The 17,510-nt window shown below is 59.4% G+C and carries 16 protein-coding genes and 1 tRNA gene; 8 read left to right on the top strand and 9 right to left on the bottom strand.

Annotation, left to right across the window (positions count from 1 at the left end):
• The coding region (locus tag EN742_RS06115) for an SIMPL domain-containing protein (RefSeq protein WP_148670037.1) at positions 1-582 on the bottom strand (582 nt) is incomplete at its 3' end.
• Positions 583-715: 133 nt separating this feature from the next.
• Between EN742_RS06115 and EN742_RS06110 the strand changes: the two genes are divergently transcribed.
• Positions 716-791: transfer RNA gene (locus EN742_RS06110), tRNA-Ile, on the top strand.
• A 106-nt stretch (positions 792-897) separates the two neighbouring features.
• On the opposite strand, the gene EN742_RS06105 is transcribed toward EN742_RS06110, so the two are convergent.
• The 3 genes from EN742_RS06105 to EN742_RS06095 form a co-directional block, all read right to left on the bottom strand.
• A complete protein-coding gene (locus EN742_RS06105) occupies positions 898-2,088 on the bottom strand; it encodes a site-specific integrase (RefSeq protein ID WP_091595079.1) in 1,191 nt (396 codons plus the stop codon).
• Positions 2,072-2,317 carry a helix-turn-helix domain-containing protein gene (locus tag EN742_RS06100; RefSeq protein ID WP_236387255.1) on the bottom strand — a complete coding sequence of 82 codons (246 nt, stop codon included), beginning with the start codon at positions 2,315-2,317 and terminating at the stop codon, positions 2,072-2,074. Before EN742_RS06100 ends, EN742_RS06105 begins: the two co-directional genes overlap by 17 nt.
• Before the next feature lie 65 nt (positions 2,318-2,382).
• On the bottom strand, positions 2,383-2,634 hold the full coding sequence (locus tag EN742_RS06095) for a hypothetical protein (RefSeq protein WP_091595315.1): 252 nt from the start codon (positions 2,632-2,634) through the stop codon (positions 2,383-2,385).
• Positions 2,635-3,489: 855 nt separating this feature from the next.
• On the opposite strand from EN742_RS06095, the gene EN742_RS06090 reads away from it, so the two are divergent.
• The 4 genes from EN742_RS06090 (at position 3,490) to EN742_RS06075 (ending at position 6,506) form a co-directional block, all read left to right on the top strand.
• Positions 3,490-3,882 (top strand): hypothetical protein, encoded by a 393-nt coding sequence (locus EN742_RS06090; RefSeq protein ID WP_126034263.1) that lies wholly within the window; start codon positions 3,490-3,492, stop codon positions 3,880-3,882.
• 66 nt (positions 3,883-3,948) lie between these two features.
• Positions 3,949-4,194, top strand: coding sequence for a hypothetical protein (locus EN742_RS06085; RefSeq protein ID WP_126034262.1), 246 nt, complete (start codon positions 3,949-3,951; stop codon positions 4,192-4,194).
• 131 nt (positions 4,195-4,325) lie between these two features.
• Positions 4,326-5,327 carry a nucleoid-associated protein gene (locus tag EN742_RS06080; RefSeq protein ID WP_091595086.1) on the top strand — a complete coding sequence of 334 codons (1,002 nt, stop codon included), beginning with the start codon at positions 4,326-4,328 and terminating at the stop codon, positions 5,325-5,327.
• A 9-nt stretch (positions 5,328-5,336) separates the two neighbouring features.
• Positions 5,337-6,506, top strand: a complete 1,170-nt coding sequence (locus tag EN742_RS06075) for a hypothetical protein (RefSeq protein ID WP_128332544.1) — start codon at positions 5,337-5,339, stop codon at positions 6,504-6,506.
• A 66-nt stretch (positions 6,507-6,572) separates the two neighbouring features.
• On the opposite strand, the gene EN742_RS06070 is transcribed toward EN742_RS06075, so the two are convergent.
• Positions 6,573-7,928: a hypothetical protein gene (locus EN742_RS06070; RefSeq protein WP_091595090.1), complete on the bottom strand. Its 1,356-nt coding sequence runs from the start codon at positions 7,926-7,928 to the stop codon at positions 6,573-6,575.
• A gap of 556 nt (positions 7,929-8,484) precedes the next feature.
• Here EN742_RS06070 and EN742_RS06065 point away from each other — a divergent pair.
• The gene (locus EN742_RS06065) at positions 8,485-9,639 is read left to right on the top strand and encodes a DNA cytosine methyltransferase (RefSeq protein WP_126034261.1); all 1,155 of its coding nucleotides are present in this window, start codon (positions 8,485-8,487) and stop codon (positions 9,637-9,639) included.
• Here EN742_RS06065 and EN742_RS06060 read toward each other — a convergent pair.
• A complete protein-coding gene (locus tag EN742_RS06060) occupies positions 9,636-10,304 on the bottom strand; it encodes a hypothetical protein (protein ID WP_091595094.1) in 669 nt (222 codons plus the stop codon). The two genes, EN742_RS06065 and EN742_RS06060, sit on opposite strands and share 4 nt — an antisense overlap.
• Positions 10,294-11,364: a DUF262 domain-containing protein gene (locus tag EN742_RS06055; protein ID WP_091595096.1), complete on the bottom strand. Its 1,071-nt coding sequence runs from the start codon at positions 11,362-11,364 to the stop codon at positions 10,294-10,296. The genes EN742_RS06060 and EN742_RS06055 overlap by 11 nt, the downstream gene beginning before the upstream one ends.
• 117 nt (positions 11,365-11,481) lie before the next feature.
• On the opposite strand from EN742_RS06055, the gene EN742_RS06050 reads away from it, so the two are divergent.
• Positions 11,482-11,874, top strand: coding sequence for a hypothetical protein (locus EN742_RS06050; RefSeq protein ID WP_126034260.1), 393 nt, complete (start codon positions 11,482-11,484; stop codon positions 11,872-11,874).
• Between the two features lie 297 nt (positions 11,875-12,171).
• On the top strand, positions 12,172-12,414 hold the full coding sequence (locus tag EN742_RS37880) for an HNH endonuclease signature motif containing protein (protein ID WP_189375197.1): 243 nt from the start codon (positions 12,172-12,174) through the stop codon (positions 12,412-12,414).
• On the opposite strand, the gene EN742_RS06045 is transcribed toward EN742_RS37880, so the two are convergent.
• Both EN742_RS06045 and EN742_RS06040 read right to left on the bottom strand, forming a co-directional pair.
• The gene (locus tag EN742_RS06045) at positions 12,365-12,898 is read right to left on the bottom strand and encodes a very short patch repair endonuclease (RefSeq protein ID WP_091595102.1); all 534 of its coding nucleotides are present in this window, start codon (positions 12,896-12,898) and stop codon (positions 12,365-12,367) included. The genes EN742_RS37880 and EN742_RS06045 overlap by 50 nt on opposite strands.
• A gap of 136 nt (positions 12,899-13,034) precedes the next feature.
• Positions 13,035-17,225 (bottom strand): helicase-related protein, encoded by a 4,191-nt coding sequence (locus EN742_RS06040; RefSeq protein ID WP_189375195.1) that lies wholly within the window; start codon positions 17,223-17,225, stop codon positions 13,035-13,037.
• Positions 17,226-17,510 lie beyond the last annotated feature (285 nt).

Below are 17,510 nucleotides of genomic sequence, written 5' to 3'. Positions count from 1 at the left end.
CTCCAGCACCCGGCCGATGCTGACACCGGCGGCCTCGGCCAGCGTCCTGGCCTTGGCCATGGCGTCGGCGACCGCCTTCTTGCGGGCCTCGGTGACAGCGGCGGACGGGTCTTCGTTGGAGAAGGCAATGCCGCCACCCTGGTTGACGCCGAGCGACACCGCCTTGTCGAGGATATCGCCGGTCTTGTCGATGTCGCGGATGCGCACCGAAAGCGTGTTGGTCACCTGGTAGGCGACAAGCTCGGCCTCCTGGCTGCCGTCCGGCTTGTTGGTGTAGTTGTAGCGCGGATTGATCTGGATGCCCGCCGTCTGCAGGTCGCGGTCCTTGATGCCGGCCGATTTCATCGCCGCGATCACCGCGGCCATGGCGTCGTTGTTGGCGTCGAGCGCGGCGCGCGCGGTCTTGGCCTCGCGCATGACGCTGAGCGTCAACAGCGCGAGATCGGGCGCTGCGGTCGCATGGCCTTCGCCCGACACGACGATGCGGGGCGCGGCTTGCGAATCGGCGGCGCCGGCCGCCGCCGGCAAGGCGATGGCGGCAGCAAGCGCCAGGGGCATGAGGGGCAAAAGACGTCTGGTCATGAAAATCTCCTCGGTCTGCGAACCAGTCGCATCTGGCAACTAGAGCGCGAATATGGGCTGATTTGGGCGATCGCTGCCAGCCCGCCCGGAAAGCCTTGTGCCGAGGAAGGAAAAACACTAAGCCAGCCGCGTGGGGCCTGTAGCTCAATGGTTAGAGCCGGCGGCTCATAACCGCTTGGTTGGGGGTTCGAGTCCCTCCGGGCCCACCATAACCATTGTTTTTATTCACAAAAAGTGCCCTCGGCCCAAAACGTTTTGGGCCCATTATGGGCCCAAAGCAGGACCGTGGTCCCGGTTTGTTCCGACTCGATTTGATTATCTGACGATGCGGAGGTTTGCCCGCCGCTTCATGGCGTCGCGTTTGGCCTCGCGCTCGTTGATGGCACGAGCAATATCAACCGCGATCCGCTTCTTATTGGCCTCACGCACATACTCATCTGTTACCGTCATGGAGGAATGACCCATCGCCTCCATGATGGCGCGCGCCTGGATGTTGCATTCAGCGAGGTAGGTGCCGAAGGTGCGGCGCAGGCCATGAAGCGTGTAGCCGCTTGGAATTCCCGCCTGCCGCGTCCAGTGCTGCATCATGCCGGTCAGGCTCTTTTCCGAGAATGACCTGCCATAGGCGTTCTTTAAGACCGTGCCGCCTCTCGAGCGATCGAGCAGGTCCAAGGCCGTTGCTAGTTTGTCTACGACTGGAATGAACATCTCCCGCCCGCCATGGCGGTTGCGGTTCTTCTTCTGGCGGAAATCAAAGGCCTCGATTAGCACCAGCGAGCCGTCGAACAGTTCGATCTCTTCGGTTAAAAGATCGTCCCACTCAAGAGCAGCGATATCGCCGCGCCGATTTCCAAGCCAGAACCCCAGTGCATAGCAGGTGCGCGCGGCTGTACCGATGGGGTGTCGCTCCTCGAACTTTTCGCGCATCGCAATTGGCCAAGCTGGGTTCTTGGTCGATTTGGGCACCCGCACGCGGATAGATAGCGACGGATCATCCTGCGGCTTGATCCATTTTTCGACATCGGTCGCGACCCATAGAAGCTTCTTGATGGCGACCAACGTGTGTTTGGCGACTGTGCGGTTCGTCCTGAAGATGCCTTCAATGATGGCGCGAAGCCGATCCGCGTCGAGATGTTCAACAGGAGTATTGCGCCAGGTGAGTGGGTAGTTGGGATCGACCGGCAGGTTGAGAAAACGCTCAATCAGTCGCGCATTCTTCTGCTGCGTGGCTTCATCAAAGCCCAACCACTCCATTGTCGTTTCAAGCCGGCGCGCGGCATGACCAAAGGTTTTTGGCAGTGCCCGACCGGGCAAATCGACGATAACTGCCTTCTTGCCTTGACCCTGCGTGGCCTTCTCGTAAGCCGCCTCGAACTCGGGATCGCCGGGCTTACCGGGAAGGCGGATTTCAGGCATGCCCTTTGCGCGGTAGCGATAGATTAGCTTGCCGTTCTTGAGGCGCGAAGATACCCCAGGGTAACGGGCATCCTTAAATGGCCGAGCCATCAAATGCTCCTTTCAGTCCGGGGGACCCTTTCAGACTCGCCCGTAGCGAAAGGGTTTTGCTTTTGATGGCAACGCGCAGGAGCACCGGGTAACGAAACCCTCTTCCTTGCTCTATGCCTTCAAAGGTGCGCCTCGGTATTCCCAGTACCTTGGCCGCGGCTTCGGCAGTAAACCCTTCCTTTGCCCGCCATGCTTTCACGTCTTGCGCAAGTTTCTCATTCTCGTTCACATCATGCCTTCCGCACGGGCTATCATCGTACTACGCCTGCAGCGTATACGCAACGAGCGTAGTTGCTATCTTTTTTCCACGCCCCGTTTGCTTCGTTCCAACAGCTCTTGAAGGCCGCTGTCTTTGTCCGGCAACGAGGTGAAAGCGATATCCAAGGCTACACGATCCCAGACAGCGCGGCTATTGATGCGCTTGGGCTTTGGCATACGCCCATCGGCAACCATCTCGTCAAAAAGCGTCGATCCGACACCGATGTAACGAGCTGCTTCCTCACGAGATAGCCCTCGTGGGGGATACGAGATTGCGTCACTCTTCATGGACGCTGCCTCGGTCCTGATACTCCGGGCGGGTTGGTGTCGAAGCACAAAGCCGCATCCTAGTTGCCATTTCGCTGCGAGCAGATCGTGTTGGGCTAAAATAAGAAGAGCCTCGTTAAGCGGAAGCGGCCTGACTAGCTCGTGCGGCGTAAACTGGTAGCAACGTGTGGACTGTGGATCACGGGAGGAGAGCGTTTCTAAGCGGACTCGTGGGGCAAGTCGGTGGACGGCTACATTGCATTGTGCACGACCGGGGCTAACCACCTGCGACATCCCGCTGGCCCTCTTGCGCACCCTCCCTCAGTGTCGAAATCGGAGCCGTTATCCCGAGGACCGTCGAAAAACCGCCGTCGCAGAGTTGCCACTCTTTGGTGCTGAAACCGATATTTCTAATCATATCGGTTTTAACTCATCGCTCAAACTTTAGATGGAGCAAGGCAATTTCGGCTCGTCGATCGAAGTCGACGAGGGCGCCGCACAACGATTGGCAGCTTTGCGCCAGGAGTGGCGATCAGCGAGCCACTACTCAGACGTCCCGTTTGGGCCGACAGTAGGCGGTCGGGTCTTGGCGAATGAAGATACGAAAGCAGCCGGTCACCGACGTGCTTCGCATGGCGTCCGGCTTCTCTGTTAGGATGTGTTTGAAAGACGATCGCTGCATGGTCCAAGTTTCGCCCTCGACACCAGCTCTCGATCTGGACATTAAGAAAAGTCCGCAGTGTTCGGAAGAATTCCGAACTCTACGGCCGCATCGTCAACGACATTGCGCCTGATCTGATGAGAGACAGGTACACTTTCAAGGACTTGTCGGATTTCGAATACAGGGCTCGCGACGAATCGATCGGGCGGGCGTACATGGGGCACATCTATTGGACGGAGATGCTGTACCGGGCGCATATGGCTTCGGTCGCATCGGTGTTCCGTACGTCCAGGTGGATCAAGGTGGCGGTCCGCGAACATGAGGCGGGAAGTCTATATGGCTGCGCGTCGGCGTGTAGAAGCCTGATCGAATCCGCAGGCGATATAAACCACAGCCTGGGACCAGTGGCCCGGACGCTCGCCTACAACAAGGATGCGATACGAGCCGAGATTTCGGGTCAGGCTGGGGAGCCCATGCTGTCCGCTAAGGAGTTGGAAGACACGCTGATACACTTCACGCATGCCCGGAAGGTGCTGAAGACCGAAAAGACACCGGCAGTCGCAAGGCGATGCAGACCTTCCAGTACGTCGACCACGTGGATGGAATGAAGATTCCCGGCATAAAGCCGTTCCTACGCGAAACTTTGCGAGATCGGTCACCCGGCTGCCGACTCCGTGTCGGTGACCTTCGTTGCCAATGCCGGAGCCTGGATCGTAGACCCCGGCAACGAGATCGTCGTTCTCAAGGCGTTGCTCGCTGAACGGCAAGATACTCTCTCGGGCGTGCTAATGGCGTCGTTCAATGCCCCGCTCTTAATCCTAAGAACCCTTCACGCGTTCGATCTTTTCACGAGGCTGCGTAAGTACCATTTCGATGAAATTCCTGAGTGGAAGAAGATCCAAACCGCGCTGCGATCGTAGGCCATGAGCGGATCGAAAGACGTTCCGCCTTTCGACACGCATGGCGTGGATATTCGGTCTGCTAATCCTTCGAACACTTGCGTTCGGGCCCTCACGTCTCGCATAACTGCCATCACGAGGGGGAGGATTCGATGGTCGAGCAGGTCATTCAGGTCGCGGTGCACGACCTGAAGAGGAATTCCGAGAGTTTTGAAACGGTGTCGGGTAACGCGCACCTCAAGGTCTCGGAAACGGTGGAGCGCGTGGTCGGCGAGCTGCACGCCATGTATGCGAGCCGCGCCTCGAAGTCTCACGGGCGCTTCGCGGCAAGCTCCGACAACTATCCGGCACAGACCTATCTTGACGAGTTCCGGAAGGGCGACTTCAAGGACTTCGCCACGCTCACGGCCAAGCTGATGACGACACTGACCGTTCAGGCGCGCCGAAAGCCCGGGGCGACGGGCGGTCACGTCCTTTTCGCGCATCTCGAGAAGGACGAGCAACGGTTTCTGCTAGTGGCGATCATCAACGACAAGCTCGGTGCGGCGCTCACCAAAAGCTTTGACATCGCGTCAGTCGAACACCTCGACCTCGACGGCTTCCGCTTCGCCGGCCGGATCAACATGACGGCATGGACTAACTCGGCGGACCGTTACATCGGCTTCCTAAAGGGCAAGGGGAACGTCGCCGAGTACTTCAAGGAGTTCCTCGGTTGCGACAGCACCGTTCAGGACCTCGAGGATACCAGGACACTGGTGCGCGTGCTGAACGGTTTCGCCGAGCCGGCGAAGGGCTTCGTGAAGGACAAGCAAGCTTTCCTGCAGAAGGCGTACGACATCTGCCAGCGATACATCCGGGACAACGAGCCTTTGGATCTCGAGACATTCTCCAACGAGCTCTTTCCAGAGAACCCGAAAGAACTCGCCAAATCGCTCGGAGATCCGGATGTCGGACTTGGCGACGGCTTCGTTCCGAAGAAGCGAGCGCTGTCGCCGATGGTGAAGTTCTCCGCGAAGACGCGGCTCTGGTCGGTCGAATTCAATCGGCAAGCCCTTACCGACGGCAAGATCGTCTATAACGACGACAAGAAGACCCTGACCTTCACCGAACTCCCTCCCGACCTGATCGAAAGACTGGAACACGATCAGGAGTAGCGTAGCCTCATGATCACGTTCGACCAGCTGATAGCACTCTACCGCAACACGGAGTTCTCGAAAGATGGCTCCGCGGGAAAGTTGACGGTCCGCGATTACAGCATTGTGGAAACGCTGAAGCAGATTGAAAGCGATGAGAAGGCTTTCGACGACGCGGCATTCACGGTCGACTCAGCGTCGGCGGTCGTCATAGGCGCGACAGTTAGCGTCGAAATCGGCGCTCCACGCACAGGACTTGGCTTCCTCGCGCTCACCCTCGACCGGCTGCTCGAGAACCGTCGCAACCGCATAGCCGAGCCGGAGCGCTATTACCTGATCGAGGAGAGGTTCGCCTACAACGATACCGTCGTTCCCGACGCCGTCGCGCGCTACCGGAACGCATTGCGCCTGGTCCGCACCTTAAAAGAGGCGGCTGCGTTTCTCGACCCGTACCAGGCGGAGATGCTGTTCCTCGGCTCGATCCGGCTGATGGTCCGTGTAGACTTCAGGTCATCGGACCTTGTCTCCGTAAACTCCATACTGGTCGACGAGTTCGAGAACTTCGTCATGCAGAAGGTGCACAAGGACCAGAAGGCTGCGATCGTTGCTACCACGCTCATCGAGACGTGTCGCACCCATCCCGAAGGCGAGCGCTTCAGGTACCTTCTTCGACACTTTCGGGACTTCGTCACAAAGTGCGAGGACAGCTATAGGCTGTTCGCGTCGGAGTTCTCGTACGACAAGATCCGGGGGAAGGCGGAAGAGGCCATCGCGGACTACACCGGTAAGATCCATAAGACATTCCATGACATCCAGAACCAGATAATGGGCATTCCCGTCGCGAGTGTGATCATCGCCACGCAGCTCAAGCCCGCAACTCAATGCGACGTGAATTTCTGGGCAAACCTCGCCATCTCGCTCGGTGCACCGCTGTTCGTTGCCCTCCTGGCGTTTGCCATCGTCAACCAGCTGCTGACGCTGTCGACGATAGACGACGATCTGACCCGACAGAAGACCAAGCTGAAGGGCGATTACTCGGTCGTCGCCGCGGAGTTCCTCCCTCTTTATCGCAAGCTGGAAAACCGGATTACACTTCACCGATTCGTCCTTGGCATCATCCTTGTCGTCTGCGGGCTCGGGGCGCTACTCACCTGGCGCATTTATTTCCAGCTGACAACTCTGATGCCGTGGGCGTGCTGAGAGCGCCGTTCGGGTCACGCCATAGAAGCGAGATTCGTTCGATTGGGGCACTATGGGCCATGTGGTTCACTCGAACGGACTGCCCGCTTTCGGTGAAGGCAAACTCTGCCTGAACGGCCGATTAGAGGCGCGGTGCTGCCGGACAACTTGGCGTGGCCGCGACACGCAAGGTGAGGTTTTTGGGGCGCCTCCCTCATGCGCGCGCTTGGAAGGCTTCGTCTTGAAATACAGCCAGTTGAGAAACGCGTCGGCGTCCGTGAAATCAGCGCCACCGATGCGCCTCCGCAGCGCGTCGATGGTAGCGCACAATTGCGTGTATCGTTCGGCCGACAGCGTTGCGACAGTTGGACTTCGAGGCGCGCCAATGCCGATCGCCGCTAGGGCGCCGGAGGTATTGCCGTTGAAGACAGCGTACCGCTTCGGGGCGAAGGTGCAGAGAATCGCCGTGATCATATTCACGCCCACGCCAGGAATACCGAGCGCTAGCTGACGCATCTGCTCGTAACCCCGTTCTGGCGCGAGTTTGGCTGCCTTCCTGCCCGCGGCGAACAGTGTGATCGTCTTCTTGGGATGATCGAGTGCCGCCGACCCTCGTCGATGAATGTCGCCGGAATGCCAGAGATGTTGATAAGGCTCTCTTGAAGAAATCAGATTGCTTAGATTCTCTGCGAAGACGCTCCTCATTTCCTTCGAAATCCTCGGCGCGTTGCCGAGATCCGCGATCAATTGCTGAACCTTCAATGCCTTGTCCCGATCGGTCCGGCGCTTCGCCAGCGCGGAACGTTCGGTCTTGTCTGCGCGGTACTGGCGGAGGAAGCCATTCAAGCGCCGCAGATCGAACTGTGCGGCGAAGTTGTCTTCGAGCTCTTTCTCAAGTTTGCGTCGCAATCGCTCGGCGTCTTTGTGTCGCGAGGCATATTGCCCAAGCACCAGGTCATCGAGTTCTTGGAAGCTGCCGCTCTCACGAAAATCGGCAAAGGTGACTTTCAGATCCGACGACAGTTGTTCGTCCGAGTTCACGGTCGCCAGGATTGAAATTTCATCGTTTGTTGTCAGGGCGCCGGTCGTGAGGTTCGCTGACCCGATCAGACACCGAACCTGGCCTTCGCTTCGTCCGACATAGGACTTCGGGTGAAAGGTTGCGGTCTTGCCGTTTGCAAGAAACATTTCGAAGGCCCCGAACCGCTTCTTTATTGCGAGCAAATGCGCGAGCGCCTTTGGCTCGGTGATGTAGAAATCAGTACCGAGGAAAGCTTCAATTTTAGCGCCCTGCTTCAGGCGTGCCTCTAGGAGCAGCCCGATGATCCGTGCGCCACCCTCTTTTAGGAAGGCGACGGCGATGCTGATCTGCTCAGCGCCCTCCAAAACATGGGCGACAGCGGTCCGATGATCATCGGACGCCTTGTTCTGGATGAGTCGCATGCCGGTACATCCCCCTCAATGGCAGAATCCGCCGTCTCGAGAATAGCGGCTACCGTCCGATTTACCGCCATCTAATAGATATCCGTGTGCGTCAATTGCAACGATGTTCGAGATGTCCGCCGACAATTGTAACGAAACCTCGGATAGACTGCCGGCAGCTCACGAGCCAGGTAACAGACGACGGCTTTCGGGAACGGATGGGGGCACTTTATACGACCGATATGGCGCATTGCAGCCCGTCATTCTTGGGGCCGATAGCGGACTGGAAGCTTCGGGCCTCGGATCTTCCATAACGGACCTTCAATTCGGTGCGAGTATCTTCGTGACGTGACCCGAAGCAGACGCTTCAACAGGCCTGCTTTCGGGCCAACCGGCTAGAAAGTTCTACCTTGAACTCTGAGTGAATTCCCCGACTTTCCTGAAACACGACCTTCGCCCTGCCTGCGCAGATGGGCGATCGAGCCATATTGGCCAGCTTGGCGCTAGCCAAGCTGCGATTTATTTTCTCGAGTTTGAAACGGATCTCTGTTAACTGATAAGGGATTCGGAGAATCTCATGTCGAATCAGACCGTCGCAAGCCTATTTTCGGGAATTGGTGGATTCGAGGTGGGTTTCGCCAAAGCGGGCCTAAAGACGTCCCTGATGTGCGAAAAGGATTCTGCGGCACAGGCCGTCTTGCGAAGCCGCTTTCCGGAGATCAGTCTTGTCGACGATGTCACGGCCATGCCTCGTCTCCCCAAGTGCGACGCCCTTGTCGGTGGCTGGCCTTGCCAGGATCTCAGTCAAGCTGGACGGATGGCTGGTTTGGACGGCAGCCAGTCCGGGCTGGTGTCGCACGTGTTCAGGTTGCTCGACGCTACACCGAAGAAGCCGAATACTATAGTTCTCGAAAACGTTGCGTTCTCCCTAAATCTGCAGAAGGGCAAGGCAGTACGGTACGTTACCGCCGAGCTAGCCGAACGCGGCTACCGCTGGGCGTACCGCGTGCTGGACACTCGGGAATTTGGGCTTCCGCATCGACGCCGGCGCATTTTCATCGTCGGCATGTTGGAGGGTGACCCCGGAAACCTCCTCTTCGACGGTATCGACCGCGTAGCGCCCGCAAGCGATTGGGCGGCCAACATCGGATTTTACTGGACTGAGGGCAATCGTGGCGTGGGTTGGACCCCTGATGCAGTACCACCCCTAAAAGGGGGCTCCGGCCTAAGCATACCTTCACCGCCTGCTATTTGGACGGTGGAAACTGGACTGTTTCAGACGCCTGGCATCGAGGATGCGGAACGCCTTCAAGGTTTCCCCGCTGGCTGGACGGCGGCTGCCCGCGACACCAATAAGGGCGAGCGCGGGCGCTGGCGCCTTGTTGGCAACGCTGTGAGCGTGCCTGTGGCGACCTGGGTCGGACAACGTCTGGTGGCCTCGGAAGCCCACAGCCTTGCCTATCAGGAACACGGTACCGAGACGCTTTCCCAGCACAACGCGGCGTGGGGTGGCCCTAAGCAGACTTCACGCTACATACCTGGGGCGGGTGAAGGACCGGCAGACGAACGCCGCGTCTCGATCGCGAGCTTTGGCTTGAACGATGCACAGACATTATCCGTCCGCGCCGCCGAGGGATTTCTTCGCCGCTACATGAAGAGTGGGCTAACTAAGAACCAAGACTTCGCGCGAGCACTGGCGACCCACTGCGGTCTCGAAGAAGTACCCGCCTAAACGCGGCGGTAGTGCTGCCTTGTCTTGTAGCGCTCAAGCCCCTTAATGAGCGAGACCATGAAGATCCTTGTCCGTCGAAACTTCTCGGTAATGTCCTGAGTGCTGAATTGGGAACCGACGGTCTCGAACGTCTCGGCGCCATGAGCAAGTGTGTTGCGCATCTGTCTTATAAGGACCAGGTCGGAACCGCCGAGGCAAGATCGCGGTGGTCGCCATCGGCTTTCGATCCGCGCGACGAAGCGTAGCAATTCCTCGTTGTCGACATTTCCGGAAAACGGCAGACGGCGCAGGTCTGATTTCCAGTCCACGACCCCAGGCGCGAACCTGGCCACGTCGCGGATGAGGCTGTCGTGGTTGGCGCCCTGGGTGAGCCGGTCGCGGAAGTGAGCTCGGGCTATCTCTTCCTGCCAGTAGTCTTTCAGAGCCATAAAGCCGCCACCGCCTGCCAGGATCTCCTGTCGCAGCCCTACCAACGCCTCTCGGGAACCGAACTCTATGCAGTTGTACATCATGATGAAGGCGGAGGCGCGGGACGCCGTGATCGCCGCCGTTGCGCGGTAGAAACTGCGGCCGGGTATGTTGTAAACACGCTCCAGCGACTGCAGAGACTTTAGGTACTCGGACACGTCCTGCGCGCGGACGCGAAAGCGTCCCTCAACGCTCATACGGACGGCCGAGCAGGCTGTCGCGGACGTATTCGATACGCCCCCGGAGCTTCGGAGCACTGTTGCTGGCGTCCGTCCGCACCAGCTCCTCGAACTGCTTCGACCGCAGCCATGCATCCGATGGCGGCCTTAAGGCCGGATCGCTCCGTAAGGCGAGCGCCGTTCCAACGGCAATGGCTTCGAAGCGGACACGAGGAACGCGTTTCCCTCCATCCGGCCGATAGAAGGCCTTCGGATAGTACATGCGGATAAACTGCATTGTCCGCTCGAATTCGGCGCCCATCTCCGAGAGCCGCGCTTCGTCAGTGGACTTGTTCAGCTTGTCCATGTTGGAGTCGAGGAATTTCCTGACATCGTGGCGGAACGCCAGGTAGCGGTCGCAGTAGATGAAAAAGCGCGTGACTAGCTCTTGACGCTCGCTGCGAGCGTCGACGCCCTTGGCCATATGGGGCGTCAAGCTCTTAAAGAGGTCTGATGCAGCCCTTTCAATCACCAGATCGAGGAAGGCACCGCGGTAAACGCCTTTCCGTATTTCGGCGTCTTCAAGTCGCTTTCCTGATGTGTTGAGGCGCCTGAACAGCTCAACACGGGTGCTTTCGTCGGTTCCCTGGTCCAAGACGAACGAACGTATTGGCGTGTTGTTGAGACGCCGCTGCACCGAGGGCGGCAAATCGGCGAAATGATATCCGTTCAGTATGTCTAGCTTCTCGAGACCTCTCAGCGCGAACCCATCCCGCAAATATCGTACTAGGCTTCGGATCCGTTGCGAGCCGTCAACGATCTCCAAGCGCCCCTCGACGTCATAGAGGAATACCGGAGGAACTGGGACCCTGAGGATGAGGCTCTCGATGAAATAGGAGCTTTGCTCCTCGTTCCAAGCGAGGCTTCGCTGATACTCCGGAACGTAGATGTCCCCTTCCGTCTCGGCCTCATCGCGAAATTTCGAAACCACCAGTTCGACGGAAAAGTCCGTAACAACGTACCGAGCCTCCCGGCGCACATCATCGACGATCGCAGCCACTTCGTCCGGGTCTGCCAACTGCAGTAAAAGGTTCGACATAAGGTTTTGGTCCCGACAAGATGCATAGATGTCAGATTCTTGGCATGATCGCTAGCGAGGCAGAGAATCGGAACCCTGCGTCGCTCGCCCAACACTCGGCGCCGTGAGGAAAATGTCTTGACGGCTTTCGGTGAGGATGGTCAGATACTGGACGCAGAGTTCGAGGTCGAAGAAACGGCCATCGGGGTCGACATCGTGCTTCACTCGAATGGCGGCGTCTCCCGAGGCAAGCCCGCCTACAACCCGGACTATATCGCGACCCTTGAAACCATCTTAGCCCGCCTCGCGGTGCTCGGTGGCAATCTTGAGGGGGCGTGGGTCGACAGTAAGGCCCTCGCCGACCTCGACCCGAACGACCGTCGAGTTAAATTGGAGACGGCCGACTATCCCATTCGTCTATCCGACGTTTCCGATATCGGCGAACTCAGATTGCAGATCCACCGGAGCGTTTCAACGATCGGAAGGTCGGAACGTCGATCTGCCGGCACCGGCAATAAAAGTTACGACTAGCGGTATCTTTCGACATCCGCCCTTCTCTTCCGAGACTAGAACCGGCGTTGCGGGGCGGTACCGCCACCGCACAAGCCTTCATCGACTCACTTGTCGACTTTAGTACGAACGTTGATCAGCTGCCCCTACTCGCAAGCGCACCCGACCTGCAAAACCCCGAAATACGCAAAGCGGTGTGGGATTTGACGCGCGATGCTACTCCGATCATCAAGCACCGGATTAGCCGATACGTGGAACGCGGGCCGATCGGAGCAATGGTGAAGCTAACGAACAACCAGGTGTCAGGGCTGCGACGTCTTGGGTCAGGCTTGGGCCACGTTCTTCAAACCGGATGGTATGCCGTATGTCGAAGCTCACCACGTGGTGCAGGTATCGACACTCAGCGTTGATGTGCTGGGGCCGCAAAACGTCATTACGGTCTGTCCAAATCACCATCGCCAGCTTCACTTCGAGGTCACCACGGTGCTGCACCTTGGCGACGAATTCGAATTCATCCTCCCTCCGCACCTCGCGTTCCGGATTCGGAAGTTTTCCGTCTGAGACTAGCGTTAAAGCTTCGATGAAGGCGGTGTGGTTGGCTCATCCGCGCATCTATCGCCAGTCGCAATATTTGTAGGAGCGGCTCCAGGTAGTCGTTACGCTTTATCTCGCATTCCCACACCTCCACGACAGCCCAGCCCCGCGAACGAAGTGCGCCCGCAGCAGCGGCGTCACGCTCCCGATTGCGCCTAAACTTCTCCGTCCAGAACGCGACCCTGGACTTTGGCGTGGTCGCGAGATGGCAGCCCGGATGGCGATGCCAGAAACAGCCATGAACGAATACCACGACCTTTCGCCGGGGAAAAACGAGATCCGGCGTTCCCGGGAGGCCCTTAACATGAAGGCGGTATCGCAGACCGGCGGCATGAAGAGCCGATCGCACTTTCATCTCGGGCGACGTGTCCTTTTGCCGTACCGAACGCATTATCCTGCTGCGCTGTGAACTAACGGGATAATCGTCGTTGTCTATATGGTCACAGGTCATGGTTCTCAGTGCTCATTAGGGATGCAGCCGCCTGCGACGCTATAGGCGAACGTCGCAAAAACAGCTGCCTTCAGGCGCCAAAGTTGGCCGGACGCGCCATTCACGCTGAACCGTGCATTCCTTGAGGAGTCGACTCTCAGTCAAGTCTCACCGCAAGGAACGTCCCATCTAGACCGTTGAGAACTGAGAACGGTCGTTTAAGGCTCGTCACCTGCTCAGAGATTGAGCTAGCATGATCGTGGTGTTCGTCGGTAACTCGCCATGAGCCCATTCCCTGATCAAAGAAGATCGTGCCAGAGCCACGCGGCGTTCGAAATTCAAGGCGACGGCGGTGCGGCGCGGATTGGACTTGTGACACCTGCACTTTCGGCACCACCTCGACAAGCGATTGCTCCATAACCGCCGTACGCGTAACTAGGTCGGCCCAATCCCTATGCAACCACGGTCCTGTACGAGCCCCACCGCCGGTCTTGGCGGCGAGAGTCTGCACTTTGACGTTGGTGTCATAGTCGCTGAAGGCGGCGACCACTTCCGTCAGGAGACGGATGGACAGCGGATTGAACAGGTACTTGTCCGAATAGCGAATCTCCAAACACGGGGCAGAGAATACCTGCGCTAATTCCGTCGAGCGCGCGCGCAACAGCGCCCTGAGCCGGGCACCGAAACCCGCGGCTGGTCCGTCGAGCTCATCAGCAATCTCGAAAATGGCCTCACTGCCGCCGGCCGAGAGCAGGGCGGATACATCTAGCCGCTCCCGCGGCGCGGCAAGCGCCGTTGCACCTCGTACCACCGGAGCATCGGAGACAGAGCCCCAACCAATACCCACGGCCTTCGCGGATGCAGACGATGATGCCCAAGCGGTTAGCCCACGTGTCGAGACCACACCCGCCAGCCAGGCGTCGTTGTCGACTTCGTTTCGCGCTACGATGTCGACGCGTGCGCGCTGAGCCCATAGTACCACGTTCCGACGCGTGACGGCATCGGTAGCGGTCAGCGCGCTCGCGTCGACTGCGATCTGCACCCCGCGCCCGCGAGCGCCCCAGCGTTCCAGAACGGGCGCCATTTGCCAAGTCTCCAATTCCCACTCTGCAGGAGGCCCTGACATGAACACGACCAGTGTATTCGACGCATCGTCCCCAAGGCGGTCGGAGAGTGCTTGGGGGAGAGGTGCGGATTCATATTCGGTGGCAGGTCCGAACAGTCGGAAGCGCTTGGGAAGGTCCAGACTGCGTCCAATGGCGGTGAGTAGGGAATGCGCTGCCCTCCGGTCGGTGCCTTCGACCGCATGTTGGCTATCAACCGAGAGCACGCAGCGAGGGCAGGCGAATACTGCATCGGGATCGCCACAACGGCCCAACTTGCTGCAGTCCAGCAAGTCTCTAGCCTCGTTAAGTATGCCGATGGGATCACGAGCTATCGTGGCAGAGAAGCCGGCGCCTCCGCTCGCCCGGTCGAAGACAGCAGCGGTCCAATTGCGCTGGCCGGCAGGATGGATGGCGGGAGGCGCCGCAAAGCCCATCTCGTCAGCATCCACGCCGAGGCGACGCGCGGCCGCTTCTCTGATCGCCAAAGCCACCGTCAGCGCCACTTCACGGCTGGCGCAGTCGTAGAGTTGTATTTCGCAGACGTCGGTTCGAATTTCGTGACCGAGTCGTAGATGGCGCGCCACGGCATAGGGGTTGATCTCCGGCGCGCCTGTGCAGGTGCGTTCGTCGGCCGCACGGGGGCCTCCGCGAAGTGGACGGTGCCCCGCGAGGGACCCGGTGCCATCCGCTTGGTGTTCGGCTTCCGCGCGGCCACAGTGCAGGCAGACCTCGAACCCATGGCCGTGCGGACCTGGATTGAACCAGAAGACCAGACCGTCCGAGCCGGTCCGGAGGCGCCCGACGTTTGGGTCCGGGAGAGCGCGCCAAGCCAGAGTGCGCGCCGAGACCCAGGGGTCGACGAGCATTGAAGTCCCGGTGTCCGAGGGGTCATCATGAACTTCGTAGCGCGCGTCGACGGCAAAACCGGCTGGAGCGAGGAATCGCATGATCTTGAAGTCAGAGCTGCCGCAATCGGGGCAGGCGCCGGGAGACACGGCGGATGGCGCCGACAGTAACGCGCCGCAGGACTGACAATGGCGCATCTGACGAAGGCTTTGCACCTCCCGCACACCGGCCTTATCGGCGGGGCGTTTCCAATTCAGCGTGACGCCCGCGGACTCTCGCACGACACCGTCCACCACCAAGCTCCGCCCAGGCGCATACTCGAATATGGCGATGTCGCGTTGTCGGGATGGGTATCCTCGAGAACTAAAGCGGTTCTCGCCAGAGTCCTCTCGCTTGTGTCGCTCGACCCCAGTCTCCGTCACGAAGGACACCACGTCGCTCGGGAAGCCATATGACGGTAGGAATCCGCGACCGGCGAGTTCACCCAAAAGGTAATTTCCCTGGAGCCTCCGACGTTGGAAGTCCCGCGCCTTGGATACCACAGAGGTTTCGGCATCCGGCTCATCGCCCCTTAGTGCGTCCCATTCCGCGCTCAAATCCGACTGAATGCGCTCGATCGTATCCCGGACACCTTCGAAGAGGTCGGGGTCTGGTCGCACGGGGGTCCCGCGCAACACCTCCTCAAGATCCGATGTCATCGTCTTGAGACCTGCAGCGGCGGCGTCGAGCCATGCTAGGAAGCGACGCCAAGGCAAGTTATTCAGGACTTCTGCGCTGAGTCCGAGGCCGAAAAAGGCGCCATTCGTCAGTTTGTGAAGTTCGGCGCCCTGAGTGGCCAGAAAGCGCGCAAGAAGAAGGGCGTGGGCGTGACGTCGAGCGATGGTTGGGCTTTCGAGACTGACCACCGGCGCGGGCGCTTCTCGCGCCAGGAAGGCGCCGGGATCTGCGAACGCGAGTCGGTCGAGCGGTCGATCCTTGCAAATCGTCAGGCCAAGAGCGATCGGCTGACGCGCCCGTCCCGCCCGGCCGACACGCTGCCGGTAATTAGCGATCGCCGGTGGCGCATTGGTGTTTAGAACCGCCTCGATGCTTCCAATGTCAACGCCCATCTCCATGGTGGTCGAGCATCCAAGGACGTTGACTTTTCCAGATTTGAAGGCGTTTTCGTAGTCGCGGAGCAGGAAACTCGGTTGCTGAGCGGAGTGCTCCGCCGCGCGCAGCCACGGCGAGAACCTCGCCGCGCGATCCTGCTGATCGCCCCAGGCCCCCTTGGCCCTCAGGAGCGAGACACGTTCATCGGTCGCTAGCCAGTCGTCGAGAATTGAATCGGAGACGCGACCTCCGTGGGCATCACGGCGCCATGGAAACGGCAGGGTCGGCATGTCGACGGCTTCGGCTTTCGGGTGCACACCGAGCTTGTCGTATGGGCTTAGTCCGCGGAAGGTCGTGTCCACCAGACGTCGAGTGTTGGGGCACCAGAAGGCCCTTTCGATCGGCGTGACATTCATGTCGCCGAGCCGTAGCCGGAAGCCATTCGGACTGACCGTCATGAACCTTTGCAACGTCGACCATGCTGCCCGCAGAAGTTCGTTCAAGTCATCCCGAACGCTTGGATCATCGCGATCGAGACCAAGCGCCTGGACAAGCATCCGAACCACGCGAGAAGGTCTTGGACCGTAGGGGTGTGGCCAGAAGCGGACGTATCGGCTTGAGGGAAGCGCAGGCTCGAAAGGTACCATTTCCACGTGGCTCTGGCGGCGGTCAATCCAACGCATCCAACGTTTAGCGTCGAAATCCAGGATGACGTTAGTTCGGACAAAATGCGTAAGGAGAAGGCGCACGAGGTCGCGCCAGTCGTCTGCATTCAACCCTAAGCGCGTTGCGGAAGCCGGAACGACCACGTTGGGCTCGTCCAGGCCGGGAATGGTCAAGCGCAAAAGGCCCAATGTCTCAGCGCTGTTGGCGCGGACGGGCCGTCGCATGATCTCCCGATATAGCATGAATTCAGCGAGCCGCGCTGGGTCGGAGAAAGTCTCTTCGCGCTCGACCCAGAGATTCGAGAGAAAGCGGTTGATTGTGGGCTCAGCGGCGAGTCGATCGACAAGTTGGCGCCAGGCCTTCGGGGTGGCGACCCCTTCGAGCCTGATTCGCGCCAACCGAAGGTCAGCCATGAGGCTGAGAGTGATCCCGTCCTGCTCGTCGGAGGCCAGTCGCTTGAGCTTAGCCTCGATCGCGGCGATGGCCTGGTCGTCCCGCACGGGACGATCCTGCACAAAGTGGTAGAGAAAGCTTCGGACGAAGCCGCGCTCCGATGCCACCTGCAAGTTCGCCGCGTGTCGGGCCGTGCCCTGCCGCGCATCGGTGAAGGTAATCAGTTGCCGGCCGTCGAGCGGCAAGGGCTCGTCAGCGTCAGGTTTTGGCGATAGGTGCCCGACGAGTCCAGGGGTGATCTGAGACATCAAGTAGGGCGCACCCGCGACGAGCGATCGAAGCACGCCGGCCTCGAGGTCCACCTTCTTGGGTGCCCAGCCGCAACATGGACACTCACCTACGTGGCGGCTCGCGGTCGTTGGTAACCCCGCGCCGTCCACGGTCTCGACGATCGCACCGGTTTTTGGCTCGAAGCGGATTATCGGAGACGGCCGTGCCCCGCGCGCCCCTAAATATCGGCGGTTCACGAC

The sequence above is a fragment of the Mesorhizobium sp. M4A.F.Ca.ET.020.02.1.1 genome (genome assembly GCF_004022645.1).
Classification (GTDB): Bacteria; Pseudomonadota; Alphaproteobacteria; order Rhizobiales; family Rhizobiaceae; genus Mesorhizobium.
This window is presented reverse-complemented; position numbering and strand designations above follow the sequence as displayed.